The sequence below is a fragment of the Natrononativus amylolyticus genome (assembly GCF_024362525.1).
Taxonomy (GTDB): domain Archaea; phylum Halobacteriota; class Halobacteria; order Halobacteriales; family Natrialbaceae; genus Natrononativus; species Natrononativus amylolyticus.
On sequence record NZ_CP101458.1, the window covers coordinates 1110400 to 1123196 of the forward strand.

The following is a 12797-nucleotide window of genomic DNA, read 5'->3' on the forward strand; positions in this document are numbered from 1 at the left end:
TTGAGCACGGTTGCGGGGTATCACGTAATGTCCGCCTACACCGCGACGGTGACGGTTCGACTCAAACACGGCGTGCTCGATCCCGAAGCCGAGACGACGAAACGGGCCTTAGAGCGCCTCGACTTCGATATCGAGGCGCTCCGGATGGCCGACCGCTTCGAGATCGACCTCGAGGCCGACTCCGCCGACGGCGCCCGCGAGCGCGCCGGCGAGATGGCAGAGCGCCTGCTCGCCAACCCGACGATCCACGACTACGACGTGGAGGTCGACGAGCGGTAGATGACCGTTTCGATAATTCGGTTCGGCGGCTCGAACTGCGACCGCGACGCCGAGCGCGCCCTCGCACACCTCGGGATCGACGCCGAGATCGTCTGGCACGAGGACGGCCTGCCGGCCGAGACGACAGGGATCGTCCTCCCCGGCGGCTTCTCCTACGGCGACTACCTGCGGGCCGGCGCGATGGCCGCCCGCTCGCCGATCATGAGCGAGGTTCGGGCAGCGGCAGCCGACGATATCCCGGTTCTCGGCGTCTGCAACGGCGCCCAGGTCGGCTGCGAGTCCGGGCTCACCGATGGCGCGTTCACGACCAACGCGAGCGCGCGCTTCCAGTGTGAGCACGTCCACCTGCGGGTCGAGCGCGACGACACCCCGTGGACCGCCGCCTACGAGGAAGGCGACGTCATCGAGATCCCGATCGCCCACGGCGAGGGGCGCTACGAGGTCGACGACGAGCGCCTCGAGGAACTCGAGGCGGCCGGTCGCGTCCTGTTTCGCTACTGCGACGAGAGCGGCGCGGTTCGCGACGGCGTCAATCCGAACGGCTCGAAACACAACGTCGCGGGGATCCTCGGCGAGCGCGACACCGTCGCCGTCCTGATGCCCCACCCCGAGCGGGCGACGCTCCCCGACGTCGGCGGCACCGACGGGCAGGGAATCCTTCGCGGGTTCGACGCGTAAGCGCCACACGGGATCGAACCGCGCGCCACGAACGGGGCCGACGCAGCCGCTTTTTGCGAGCCGACGGCCGCGGGCCAGGCAGTAGCCCCAAAGTTTAAACAGTGAAGTAACTCCACAGCAGTGAGATGAAAAGAGACCGATCGGATGAGTTCACAGAATCATGGCGACTGAACCACACATCGTCTGCGTCGATCCGGCCGCAGACGGGCTGGCCGCCGCGGTGTCGGCGATCATCGACGCGACCGCCGAACGCGTCGAATCCGTTACGGCCTGTCTCGAGGCGCTCGAGCGCGCAGACTGCGTCGTGTGGGCCGGGGCGGATTCCGACCGCGGCCTCGAGTTCTGCTCGCTCGTTCGCGCCCGGCGGTCGAACGTGCCGGTGGTGTTGTTTCCCACAGACGGCAGCGAGGCGCTCGCGGGGTCGGCTCTGGCCGCGGGCGCGGCGGGGTACGTCCCGCGGGGCCAGGGGATTTCGACGCTGGCGGCACGCATCGACGGTATCCTCGACGGCGCGGAACCCGGCCGCGAGCCCGCGGCGTCGTCGGCGGCGCGTCTGGAGTTGCTCGTCGAGCAGGTGCCGCTTGCGGTCATCGAGTGGAACCTCGAGTTCGAGGTGGTCGCCTGGAATCCTGCCGCGACCGACCTGTTCGGCTACACGACGGCCGAAGCGACCGAGGAACGCGCCACGGACCTCCTCGTTCCCGAATCCGAGCGAGAGACGGTGCTCGCGGCCTGGGAAGCGCTCGTCGGCCGCGGCGAGAGCACCCTGACGACCAACCGGAACCGGCGCAAGGACGGGACGGAGATCACCTGCGAGTGGATCAACACGCCCCTCGTCGAGGACGGAGAGGTCATCAGCGTGCTCTCGATCGCCCGCGACGTCACCCGGAATCGCAAGCGAGCCAGCGCGCTCGAGGCCTTACAGGGGACCGGACGAGCCCTGATGCGTGCGAACACGCGCGAGGAGATCGCCGAGATCGTCGTCACGGCCACCGAGGAAGTGATCGAGCAGCCACGGGCCGCCGTGAGACTCGCCACGTGCGACGGCGAGCGGCTGATCCCGGCGGCTCTCAGCGGCGAACTCCGTGAGGTGTACGGCGACCTTCCGCCGATCGAGGCCGGCGACGGGCTACTCTGGGACGCCTACAGCCGCCAGGAGCCGGCGTTCGTCGAGGCGTTGACGTCCGAGCACGTGCCCTACGACCTCGACGAGGAGGTCGGAAACACGATCGTCTGCCCGCTCGGGACACACGGGCTGCTCACCGTCGCGTCGCCCCGCCACCAGCGACTCGAGACGGTCGACCGCCACCTCGTAACCGTGCTCGCGACGACCGCCGAGGCGGCCCTCGACAGCGCCGAGCGCGACCGCGAACTCGAGCAAGCGAAGACCATCCTCGAAACGGTCGGTGACAGCGTCTACGCCCTGGACATCGACGGGCGGTTCGTGACGGTCAACGAGACGCTGACGAGTCTCACCGGCTACGACAGGGAAGAACTCGTCGGCGAACACGCGACGACGGTGCTCACCGAGGCCAGCGTCGAGCGGGCGACACTCGCGGTACGCGAGCTTCTGGTCGACGGGATCGAGGACGTCGTGACGTACGAACTCGAGGTCGTCGGGCGAGCGGGCGAGGCCGTTCCGTGCGAGGTGACCACGACGCTGTTGCGATCGGACGGGGAGATCAGCGGTAGCGTTGGCGTGATCCGCGACGTGCGAGAGCGAAAGCGGATGGAACGTGAACTCGTCGAGCAAAAGCGAAAGACCGAGCGGCTCCACGACGTCGCCTCGAGGCTCGAGGAGTGCCGGTCCGAGCGGGAGGTCTTCGAGGTGACGATCGCGGCCGCAGAGGACGTCCTGCAGTTCGACGTCTGCGTCGTCGACCGGGCCAGGGGGAGTCACCTCGAGACGGTCGCGGTCTCCTCGACGATCCACGACGACGACTACACCAACCGGACGTCGGTCAACGACGGGCTCGCCGGGCTGGCCTACCGGACCGGCGAGACCAGCCGCGTCGCCGATCTGACCGACCACGAGCGGGCCGAGCCGGAGCGAGAGAGCTACCGGTCGGCGCTGACCGTCCCCATCGCGGAGTATGGGATCTTTCAGGCGGTGTCGAACGAGGTCGGCGCGTTCGATGCGGCCGACCAGGAGCTCACCGAGCTGTTGCTCTCACACGTCGTCGACGCGTTAGACAGAATGGCGTTCGAGACGCAGCTCACGGCGGAGCGCGATCGGTTCGTCGCGCTCTTCGAGAACGTGCCGGACGCGGTCGTCAGCAGCCAGCCGGTCGACGGCGAACCGGTCATCGAGCGGGTGAACCCGGCGTTCGAGCGCATCTTCGGCTACGCCGCCGAGGACGTCGTCGGGCGGCGACTCGACTCGGTCATCGTTCCCCCCGAGCGGCGGGCCGACGCCGAGGAGATCAACCGGCGCGTGTGGCGGGGCGAAACCGTCGAAACGGAGGTCAAGCGACGAACCGCCGACGGACTGCGAGAGTTCATGATGCGGCTCGTGCCGATGGATCCCGACCGAAACGGTGACCGCGCGTTCGGCCTGTACACGGACGTCACCGAGCAGAAACAGCGACAGAAGCGACTCGAGGTGTTAAACCGGGTCCTGCGCCACGACCTGCGAAACGGGATGAACATTATCGACGGCTACGCCCAGACGCTCGCGACGATCGTCGACGACGACGTCGCCGCCGAGTACGTCGAGCCGATCCACGAGCGAGCCGACGAGTTACTCGGGCTCGCAGAGAAAACCCGCGCGGTCGAGCGGACCCTCGAGACCGCGCCGGTCGCCGGACCGGTCGACGTCGTCGAGCGGGCGGCCGCCGCCATCGACGACCTCGACCGGGCGTATCCGGACGCCGATATCAGTCGCTCGCTCCCCGAGCGCGCGACGGTTCGATCGGGAGCGCACGTAGAGACGGCGGTGCGTCACGTCCTCGAGAACGCCATCGAACACGCCGACTCCCCCTCCCCGCGCGTGGACGTGACGCTCCGCGTTCTCGAGGACGCCCTGGAGATACGGATCGCAGACGACGGCCCGGGTATCCCGGAGGACGAACGGGCGCTGCTCGAGGAGGACCGCGAGATCACGCAGTTGCGCCACGCGAGCGGGCTTGGGCTGTGGCTGGCCAACTGGGCGGTCGTCACCGCCGGCGGCGAACTCGGGTTCGAGCCGAACGAGCCGCGAGGGACCGTCGTTCGGCTGACGGTTCCGGTGGCCGACCGGTCGGACGAGTGAGCGGCGGGTGGACGATCGGCGGAGCGCCGGTCCGTCCCGGTAACGAGTCCGCTTACGACGTCGACGCGGTGACGTGGGAAAAATCCAGGTGAACCGTCGGTCCCGTCTGGAGTTCGACGGAGACGATGTCGGGGGTCACACCGTTGAGCGTGTGGACGGCGGAGACCTTGCCCTTGACGTACTCGTAGGCGGTGTCGGGACCCTTTTCGCAGACCGTGGGAACGACGAGTTCCTCGCCGATCAGGTCGTGCCCGGAGACGCGTTGTGCATCCTTCAGGCGCTGTTTTACCGGCGAGACGGAGGACGACGAGCCGATACGGAACAGACAGATAAGACAGGAGTCGGCCATCCGGTTGTAGTAACACCCGTCGCGATATGCGGGAACGTGCAAGCGGCCCTCCGGACCGCGCTCCAGAGCCATACCCTACGGAACGTCGTCAGCAGTAATGAGGGTATCCATTGGTTATTTCGAATTACCTATCGGATGGTAGAACGGTGTCGCGTCCGACGGCGGCCGATACGCCCGAAGCGGTACCGATGCGAGAGCGGGTACACCGGAACGTATCGAACGCAGCAGCGCCTCGAGTCGAGACTCCACTACCGGGTCAGCGGCTGGTTGAACCCGCGCTCGTACTCGCGGACGGCCTCCCAGGTCGCCTCGCACTCACAGGAGACCTGTTCGAACACCGTCGGGTCCTGCCGGAGGTCGAAGTCCTTGATCGCCTTCTGGACGAGGTCGTCACACTCCCCGCAGTTGTGCGGGCCCCGCTCGGAGCCGTGACCCACCGGGTCGGAGACGACGATGGCGTCGACACCGGCGGTCTCGCGGAGGACGTGAGCGACCGACCAGAGCCACGGCGGCCGGTAGCCGTCCCGGAAGAAGAGTTCGTCGACCATCGTGTAGCGCTGGACGTTACAGGGGTTCATCGAGACGGTGTGACAGCCCTCGACGTCGGCGCAGCGCTCGATCGAGGAGATCATGTCCGCGATGGCTTCGGGTTCGGTGAGAAACGGCGGCTTCATCAGGAGGTAGGCCTTGATCCCCGCGTCGGCTTCGCTCTCGGCGTCCGCGACCGCCGCCTCGGCGCAGGCGTCCTCGAAGTCCGCGAAGTCGAAGTACTTGTTCACACAGTCGTGACGAACCCGGTCGGTCGCCGTCTCGAGGCCGACTGCGACGTCCGTCGCGATTCCGTACTCGGTGAAGTCGGCGATCTTCTCGCGATCGACGAAGTCGGGCAGGGACTCGAGGACGATCCGCTCACGGTCGGCGAACGTCTCGGCGATCGCCTCTCGAGTGCGGGCGCCGACCTCGCGCTCGTCGAGGAACGAGCCGGAGGTGTAGATCTTGATCAGCTCGGCGGGCTCGTCGGCCTCGGCGGCCTCGTGGGCCAGGCAGACGTCGATCTGGTCCATCAGCGCCTCGTGCGAAACGGAGCCGCCGTCGACGCTCTCGGCGACGTAGCCACACATCGTACAGCCGCCGGCGCGGGCCCACCGGCAGCCGCCGGTGTTCAGGATGATGGTCAGGCTGCGCCTGACGCCGTCGGGCGTGTTGTCCTCGTCCAGCCAGACGCGGGTGGGCTCGTGTGGATCGTAGCTCGCCTCCTTTCGCGAGCGGATCTCCCGCATCACCTGGTTGTGGGCGTCCATGCCCTTGCCCTGCTCGTAGACCTCGGGCGTGGGTTTGCTCATTAGCGGGAAAAGCGGCTACGAGCGTAAAGCGGCTTCGTCTCGCTCGCTCGCGACGCGGGTGCCGGCGGTCAGAGACGCATCTCCCTGACCTCGACCGCGTCGCACGTCGGGCACATCCGCTGGTAGCGAACCTCGCTCCCGGCGGCGGTGACGCGCCAGCCGCCGTCAGCGTCGACGTAGCCACACTCCCGACAGCGTCGGTCGCCGTCGTCGAACTTCTGGCGGAGTCGCTCGAACGGTGATCGGCTTCGCTGTACTGACATACGATAGCATACAGCACGAAGACACATAACTCCTGTGTCCGTTACCCGGAGGACACGTCGGCCCCCTATCGCGTCTATTTATGCACTTCCCCTACCTACGTAGGGCCATGGAGTCAGGGGACCGAGAACGCGGTGGTGAGATCGGCGACGGGACACGGGCGATGGCCGCCCTCGAGGCCGTCGTCGACCCCGTCGTCGCGGTGGCGGATGGAACGGTAACGTACGCCAACGACGCGGCCCGCGAGGCGTTCTCCCTCTCGTCCGGCGACGAGGCCGCGGACGCACTCGGACCGCTCTGGGAGCGCCTACGCGAGGAGGTGGCCGAGACGACGGTCGGCACCGCACGCCGGGTCGAGCTCGCCGACGACCGGTTCGACGCACGCGTCCACCGGGCTGCGGACGGGGCGACGATCGCGTTCGCGACGCTCGAGGCGGACGTCTCGACGAGCGACCGCGCCGTCACGGCCCGGGCAGTCAACGAGGCCCCCGTCGGCGTGACGATCTCGGACCCCTCGCGAGAGGACAACCCGCTCGTCTACATCAACCGCGCCTACCGCGAGATCACCGGCTACAGCGCCGACGAGGTCGTCGGCCGGAACTGTCGGTTCCTCCAGGGACCCGACTCCGATCCGGAGGCGGTCGCGGCCATGCGCGAGGCGATCGCGGACGAGCGCCCCGTCACCGTCGAACTCAAAAACTACCGCAAGGACGGCACCGAGTTCTGGAACGAGGTCACGATCGCCCCCGTTCGAAACGCCGACGGCGAGCGCACTCACTACGTCGGCTTCCAGAACGACATCAGCGCCCGCAAAGTCGCCGAACTCGAGGCCGAGCGCCGACGGGAGGAACTCGAGTACCTCCTCGAGCGCGTCGAGGGCGTCCTGCAGGACGTCACGAGCGCGATCGCGGGCTCGACCGCTCGGGAGAACCTCGAGGCGACCGTCTGCGAGCGGATCGCCGAAGAGAGCGCCTACGACGGCGTCTGGATCGGCGAGCGAAACCCCGTCACCGACGCCGTCGACGTCCGGGCGAGCGCCGGCGTCGACCCGGAGCCGCCGGCGCCGGACTCGGACCACCCGGCGGTGACGACGCTCGCGACCGGCGAACCGGCGATCGCCTCCGCCGACGGCGCCACGATCGCCGCGTTTCCGCTCGCCTACAGCGGGGTCGAGTACGGCGTGCTCACCGTCCGGATCGCCGGGGAACGCGGGGTGAACGACCGCGAGTCGACCATCCTCTCGGCGCTGGCTCGAGCCGTCGCCAGCGGGATCAACGCCCGCGAGACGAGCCGGATGCTCGCCACCGACGCGGTCGTCGCCGTCGACGTCGAGTTCACCGACCGCTCGATCGCCCCGGTCGCGCTCACCGCGGGGACGGACAGTCGACTCGAGTACCGCCGGTCGGTTCACGCGACCGGCGACGAGACGACCTCGCTGTTCACCGCGACCGGCGGAACCGCCGCCGAGCTAGCGGCCGCAGCCGCCGAACTCGAGGGGATCGATCTCGAGGTGCTCGTCGACCGCGGGGACGCCGACAGCCGCCTGCTCGAGGTGACGAGCGACGACGACCTCGTGTCATGGCTCTCCGAACGCGGCGTCGGAGTGCGATCGATCGAGGCCGAGGCCGGTCGCGCGCGCGCCACCCTCGAGGTTCCACGGTCCGCGAGCGTTCGGTCGGTCGTCGAGGCGATCGAAGACCGGTACGCGGGGACCGACGTCATCTCGTTCCGGCAGCGAACGCGCGAGGGCGCCGGAAACGCGCCCGAGGAAATCGCAGTCAGGCTCGAGGAGGAGCTGACCGAGCGGCAGTTCGCCGCGCTCCAGCTGGCGTACCTCGGCGGCTACTTCGAGTGGCCGCGACCGGCGACGGGGGAGGAGCTCGCCGGCTCGATGGGCGTCTCCCGGCCGACGTTCCACGAGCACCTGCGGGCGGCGGAGCTGAAACTCTGCAGGGCGTTCTTCGGCGACGAGTGACCCTACGCTGGTAGGGATTTCGGCTAATCCCGGTGCGAGCCTGCCGTACATCGGGCACCGAGACCATGACACAGACCCGACGGCGGACGCTCAAACTCGCCGGCGCGGCCGGTGCGCTCATCGCAACCGGCGGCGCGGCGATTCCAGCGTTCGCGGACGACCACAGCAACTTCGTCGTGACGACGGATCGGGCTTCGGACGGCGACGACGCCGACGCGGCGGAGCACGACTGAACTCCGGCGAGCATCGGTGGCCGGTCCCGTTCCGGAGCCGAAAACGCCGGACAACAGTCCATCGAACGCGCCAATCGGTAAAGCGGTGAGACCCCTCGTTCGCGGTCGAGCGATCCCGTCTACGGCCGTGACCGTCACGGCCGATTTAAGTCCACCCTTACCGCAGGTGTAGCCACCCCTTAGCCGACTGAACGGTCCGGGAGGGTCGTCCGCGTTTATGCCACCGGCTGTCGTACGACCAAATATGCTCGAACTCGTAACCCCACTCCAGCTCGGCGGCGGTGGCTTCCTGTACTGGGCGATCATCTTCTTCATCCTCGCGATCGTCGCCGCAGCCGTCGGCGCGCGCGGCGTCGCCGGGATCACGATGGAGATCGCACGGATCTTCGTGCTGATCTTCATCGTGCTGGCGATCGTCGCCCTGCTACTGTAACGGCCATCCGCGGCTCGTTCGGTACCACCGAGCGGCGGCTTCGTCTCGCAGAGCCGGCTTCCGATTTCTGCGAGAGGTAACCGGATCCAGTTACGCCCCGTCGGGAACGACTAACAGGCTCCGGACCGAATGTAATAGTGAACATTTACCATGACAGAACTGGGCGGATTCCAGGACAGCGTCGCTCGCGTCGACCTCTCCTCGGGGTCGGTCGACTACGAGTCGATCGACGACGAGGACGCAGAGAAGTACATCGGCGCGCGCGGTCTCGGGGTAAAGTACGTCTTCGAACAGGGTCCGGACGTCGATCCGCTCGGGCCGGACAACCTGCTCGCGTTCATGAACGGGCCGCTGTCGGGAACCCAGGTGACGATGTCCGGACGGATCGCCGTCTGCACCAAGTCGCCGCTGACCGGCACCGTCACCGACAGCCACCACGGCGGCTGGTCGGGCGCCCGGCTCAAGTGGGCCGGTTTCGACGGCCTGCTGTTCGAGGGACAGGCCGACGACCCCGTCTACGCCGTCGTCGAGGACGGCGAACTCGAGCTTCGGGACGCCTCCCACCTCTGGGGGAAGGGATTCCACGAGACCCGTGACGCGATCGAGGAGGAGGTCGACGGCTCCTACGGCAAAAATCTGAGCGTCATGGGGATCGGTCCCGGCGGCGAGAACGAAGTGAAGTACGCCTGCATCATGAACGAGGACGACCGCGCCTCGGGCCGGGGCGGCACCGGCTGCGTGATGGGCAACAAGGGGCTGAAGGCGGTCGTCGTGAAATCGACGACGAAGATGCCCCAGCCCGCCGACCCCGAGACGTTCAAGGAGGGCCACCAGCAGGCGATGAAGGCCATCCAGGAGTCCGACGTCACCGCGCCCAACGAGGGCGGGCTCTCGGTGTACGGCACGAACGTGCTGATGAACATCGGCGAGGAGATGGACGGCCTTCCCACGAAGAACGGGAAGTACACCTCCACCGGCAGCATGCGCGACGCCGAGGGCACCGACATCGACGCAGAACGCGTCTCCGGGGAGAACGTCCGCGAGAACATCCTCGTCGACGAGCCCACCTGCCACTCCTGTCCGGTCGCCTGCAAGAAGGAAGTCGAGGTGCAGACGATGCACAAGGGCGAGGAGATGAACGTCCGCACCGAGTCCTACGAGTACGAGTCGGCCTACGCGCTCGGGCCCAACTCGGGACACACCGACCGCGACGCCATCGCACTGATGATCGAGCGCTGTAACGACATGGGCGTCGACACCATCGAGACTGGCAACATGATGGCGATGGCCATGGAGATGAGCGAGGAGGGCAAACTCGAGGAAGGCGACCTCGAGTGGGGCGACTACGAAACCATGATCGACATGATCGAGCGGATCGCCCGCCGCGAGGACGACCTCGCGGACCTGCTGGCGGAGGGGCCTCGCCGGGTCGCCGACCGGAAGGACGCCCACGACAACTCCCTGGCGGTGAAGGGCCAGACGATCGCCGCCTACGACCCCCGCTGTATGAAGGGGATGGGTATCGGCTACGCCACCTCGAACCGCGGCGCGTGTCACCTCCGGGGGTACACGCCCGCGGCCGAGATCCTCGGCATCCCCGAGAAAGTCGACCCCTACGAGTGGGAGGGCAAGGGCGAACTCACCGCCGCCTTCCAGGACCTCCACGCCATCTCCGACAGCTTCGACATCTGCAAGTTCAACGCCTTCGCGGAGGGCATCGAGGAGTACGTCCTCCAGTACAACGGGATGACCGGCCTCGACGTCACCGAGGACGAACTCATGGAAGCCGGCGAGCGCGTCTACAACTTAGAGCGCTACTACAACAACCTCGCCGGCTTCGACGGCGCGGACGACTCCCTGCCCGCGCGGTTCCTCGAGGGCGGCATCCCCGGCCAGGGTGCGAGCGAGGGCGAGTACTGCGAACTCGAGGAGATGAAAGAAGAGTACTACGAGCACCGCGGCTGGGTCGACGGCGTGGTGCCGGACGAGAAACTCGAGGAGCTCGAGATCGATATCGGCCCCGGAACGGGCGTCTCCGCGGGCGATTCGGCGGCGCCTGCCGACGACTGATCGACCGCGACCATCCGCGTCGCGTTTTTCGTTTTCGGTCGGCGAACCGGTGGGAAGAGTGGGCCGTGCGCTCAGTTCAGTTCCGCCTCGCGAAACCAAAGATAGCCGACGACCGTCGGGAGTAGTATCCACGCGAACAGCACGGCGACGGCGAACCACGGCTCGGCGAAGACCGACACCGACTCCGGAGCGGCGACGGTCGATCCCTGCTGTGTCTCGAGTCCCTCTTCGCTCACGTCGAAGTGGACGTGTGGCGTTTCCGGAAGCAGGGCCGTGCTGGCCGCACTGTACGAGTCGGTCGGGTTGAGCACCGTCGCGAGCTGTACCCACCCCGGCGGCTCGTCGCCGGGAACGTCGCCGGCGACGACGTAGTGAACGGCGGTCAGCAACCGCTCCCAGAGCACCACGCTGGTCACGTACCCGCCGACGAGGACGGCCATCGCTCGCGTCGACGTCGACGCGAACGCGGAGACGCCGACGGCGACCGCGACGAACGTCGTTCCAGCGAGCACCGTCAAAAGGGCGTACGTCAGTAGCGTGCCGATCGGGGGGACGCCGTACAGCGCCGTGATGAGCCCGCCGGCGACGAGAAAGCCGGTGGAGATCGCGATCGCGAGAACCGCACTTCGTCCCAGGAGCTTCCCGACGATCACGTTCCGTCGAGAGTGCGGGAGCGAGAGCAGGAACTTGATGCTTCCCCGTTCGCGCTCGCCGACGATCGACCGGTAGCCGAGCATGATCGCGATGATCGGCAACACGAGCGCCACGGCCGGTCCCTGGGTGAATGCCACGCCGACGTCTGCGCTCGGATCGTCGAACACGAACGCCGGAATCGACGCCGTAAGGGACATGAGGACGGTAAATATCGCGGTGGCGAACCACAGCGCCCGCGAACGGATCGCGTCCGCGAGGTCCTTCCTGGCGATGTCGATCGCGGTCATGTCTCTTCCCGAGCGTACCGCTCGAACACCGTCTCGAGGGAGTCCTCTTCGGTCGAGAAATCACGCACCGTCGTGTGCGCTTCGACGCAGCGAAGCACCGCTACCTTGGCTGCGTGGTCGTCAATGGTGACGGCGACCCCCGTCCCGCCTTTCGAAGTGCCGTCGACCGATCCGTCGCGGACGCGAACGTCCGTGACGGACGGAACCGACTCGAGTTCCGGGCCCAGTGACGGCGGAACCTCGTCCGTTTCGATCGAGAGCCGCATCGCCGCCCCGAGGTCGTCGCGAAGCGAGTCGATCTCTCCGTCGACGACCAGTCGGCCGTCGACCATGATCCCGACGCGATCGCAGACCGCCTCAACCTGCTCAAGGACGTGACTCGAGAAGAAGACGGTCGTCCCGCGCTCGCACTCTGCGGCGATGATCTCCCTGAGTCGCCTGATCCCGTTCGGGTCCAGTCCGCTCGAGGGTTCGTCGAGGATGAGGAGATCGGGGTCGCCGACAAGGGCGAGCGCCAGCTTCAGCCGCTGTGTCATCCCCGTCGAATACGCTCTAACGGGTCGATCGCCCGCCTCATCGAGGCCGACCCGGGCGAGGAGGGAGTCCGGATCGTCTCTCGATCCCATTGCACGGATGGCGAACTCAAGGTGGTTCCGCCCCGAGAGGCGCTCGTACAGCTCGCAGCTCTCTGGGAGCACGCCGACGCGCCGGCTGATGTCGACCGCGTCCTCCCTGGCGTCCAGTCCGAGCACGCGGGCGGTGCCGTCCGTCGGTCGAACGTAATCGAGAAGCAGTGCGATCGTCGTCGACTTTCCCGCACCGTTGGGTCCGAGGAAGCCGTACACCTCTGCCCTGTCGATGCTGAGATCGACGTCCGTGACGGCCGGAACGGTGTCGTAGCGTTTCGTCAGTCCTGTTGTTTCAATTGCTGTCATCGTTGTCGTATCGTGAATCGTATCTGTCAGCCGATACCCTCGAACGTGGT

At 67.4% G+C, this 12797-nt stretch carries 12 protein-coding genes; 7 read left to right on the forward strand and 5 right to left on the reverse strand.

Annotation, left to right across the window (positions count from 1 at the left end):
• Positions 1 to 27: 27 nt before the first annotated feature.
• The 3 genes from purS (at position 28) to NMQ11_RS05770 (ending at position 4207) form a co-directional block, all read left to right on the forward strand.
• Positions 28 to 279, forward strand: coding sequence for a phosphoribosylformylglycinamidine synthase subunit PurS (gene purS, locus NMQ11_RS05760; RefSeq protein ID WP_255170456.1), 252 nt, complete (start codon positions 28 to 30; stop codon positions 277 to 279).
• Positions 280 to 957, forward strand: coding sequence for a phosphoribosylformylglycinamidine synthase I (gene purQ, locus NMQ11_RS05765; RefSeq protein WP_255170457.1), 678 nt, complete (start codon positions 280 to 282; stop codon positions 955 to 957).
• Between the two features lie 160 nt (positions 958 to 1117).
• Positions 1118 to 4207, forward strand: a complete 3090-nt coding sequence (locus tag NMQ11_RS05770) for a PAS domain S-box protein (RefSeq protein ID WP_255170458.1) — start codon at positions 1118 to 1120, stop codon at positions 4205 to 4207.
• Between the two features lie 52 nt (positions 4208 to 4259).
• Here the strand turns inward: NMQ11_RS05770 and NMQ11_RS05775 are convergent, their stop codons facing one another.
• The 3 genes from NMQ11_RS05775 to NMQ11_RS05785 form a co-directional block, all read right to left on the reverse strand.
• The gene (locus tag NMQ11_RS05775) at positions 4260 to 4628 is read right to left on the reverse strand and encodes a hypothetical protein (RefSeq protein WP_255170459.1); all 369 of its coding nucleotides are present in this window, start codon (positions 4626 to 4628) and stop codon (positions 4260 to 4262) included.
• Positions 4629 to 4804: 176 nt separating this feature from the next.
• Complete coding sequence (locus NMQ11_RS05780; RefSeq protein WP_255170460.1) at positions 4805 to 5899, reverse strand: archaeosine biosynthesis radical SAM protein RaSEA; 1095 nt, start codon at positions 5897 to 5899, stop codon at positions 4805 to 4807.
• 68 nt (positions 5900 to 5967) lie between these two features.
• Complete coding sequence (locus tag NMQ11_RS05785; RefSeq protein ID WP_255170461.1) at positions 5968 to 6162, reverse strand: HVO_0649 family zinc finger protein; 195 nt, start codon at positions 6160 to 6162, stop codon at positions 5968 to 5970.
• 107 nt (positions 6163 to 6269) lie between these two features.
• Here NMQ11_RS05785 and NMQ11_RS05790 point away from each other — a divergent pair, with 107 nt between their 5' ends.
• The 4 genes from NMQ11_RS05790 (at position 6270) to NMQ11_RS05805 (ending at position 10871) form a co-directional block, all read left to right on the forward strand.
• On the forward strand, positions 6270 to 8135 hold the full coding sequence (locus tag NMQ11_RS05790) for a bacterio-opsin activator domain-containing protein (protein WP_255170462.1): 1866 nt from the start codon (positions 6270 to 6272) through the stop codon (positions 8133 to 8135).
• Between the two features lie 65 nt (positions 8136 to 8200).
• A complete protein-coding gene (locus tag NMQ11_RS05795; RefSeq protein ID WP_255170463.1) occupies positions 8201 to 8368 on the forward strand; it encodes a hypothetical protein in 168 nt (55 codons plus the stop codon).
• A gap of 244 nt (positions 8369 to 8612) precedes the next feature.
• Positions 8613 to 8801, forward strand: a complete 189-nt coding sequence (locus tag NMQ11_RS05800; RefSeq protein ID WP_255170464.1) for a DUF1328 family protein — start codon at positions 8613 to 8615, stop codon at positions 8799 to 8801.
• A 150-nt stretch (positions 8802 to 8951) separates the two neighbouring features.
• The gene (locus NMQ11_RS05805; RefSeq protein ID WP_255170465.1) at positions 8952 to 10871 is read left to right on the forward strand and encodes an aldehyde ferredoxin oxidoreductase family protein; all 1920 of its coding nucleotides are present in this window, start codon (positions 8952 to 8954) and stop codon (positions 10869 to 10871) included.
• Positions 10872 to 10942: 71 nt separating this feature from the next.
• Here the strand turns inward: NMQ11_RS05805 and NMQ11_RS05810 are convergent, their stop codons facing one another.
• Positions 10943 to 11812, reverse strand: a complete 870-nt coding sequence (locus tag NMQ11_RS05810; protein ID WP_255170466.1) for an ABC transporter permease — start codon at positions 11810 to 11812, stop codon at positions 10943 to 10945.
• On the reverse strand, positions 11809 to 12747 hold the full coding sequence (locus NMQ11_RS05815; RefSeq protein WP_255170467.1) for an ABC transporter ATP-binding protein: 939 nt from the start codon (positions 12745 to 12747) through the stop codon (positions 11809 to 11811). Before NMQ11_RS05815 ends, NMQ11_RS05810 begins: the two co-directional genes overlap by 4 nt.
• Between the last annotated feature and the right edge of the window lie 50 nt (positions 12748 to 12797).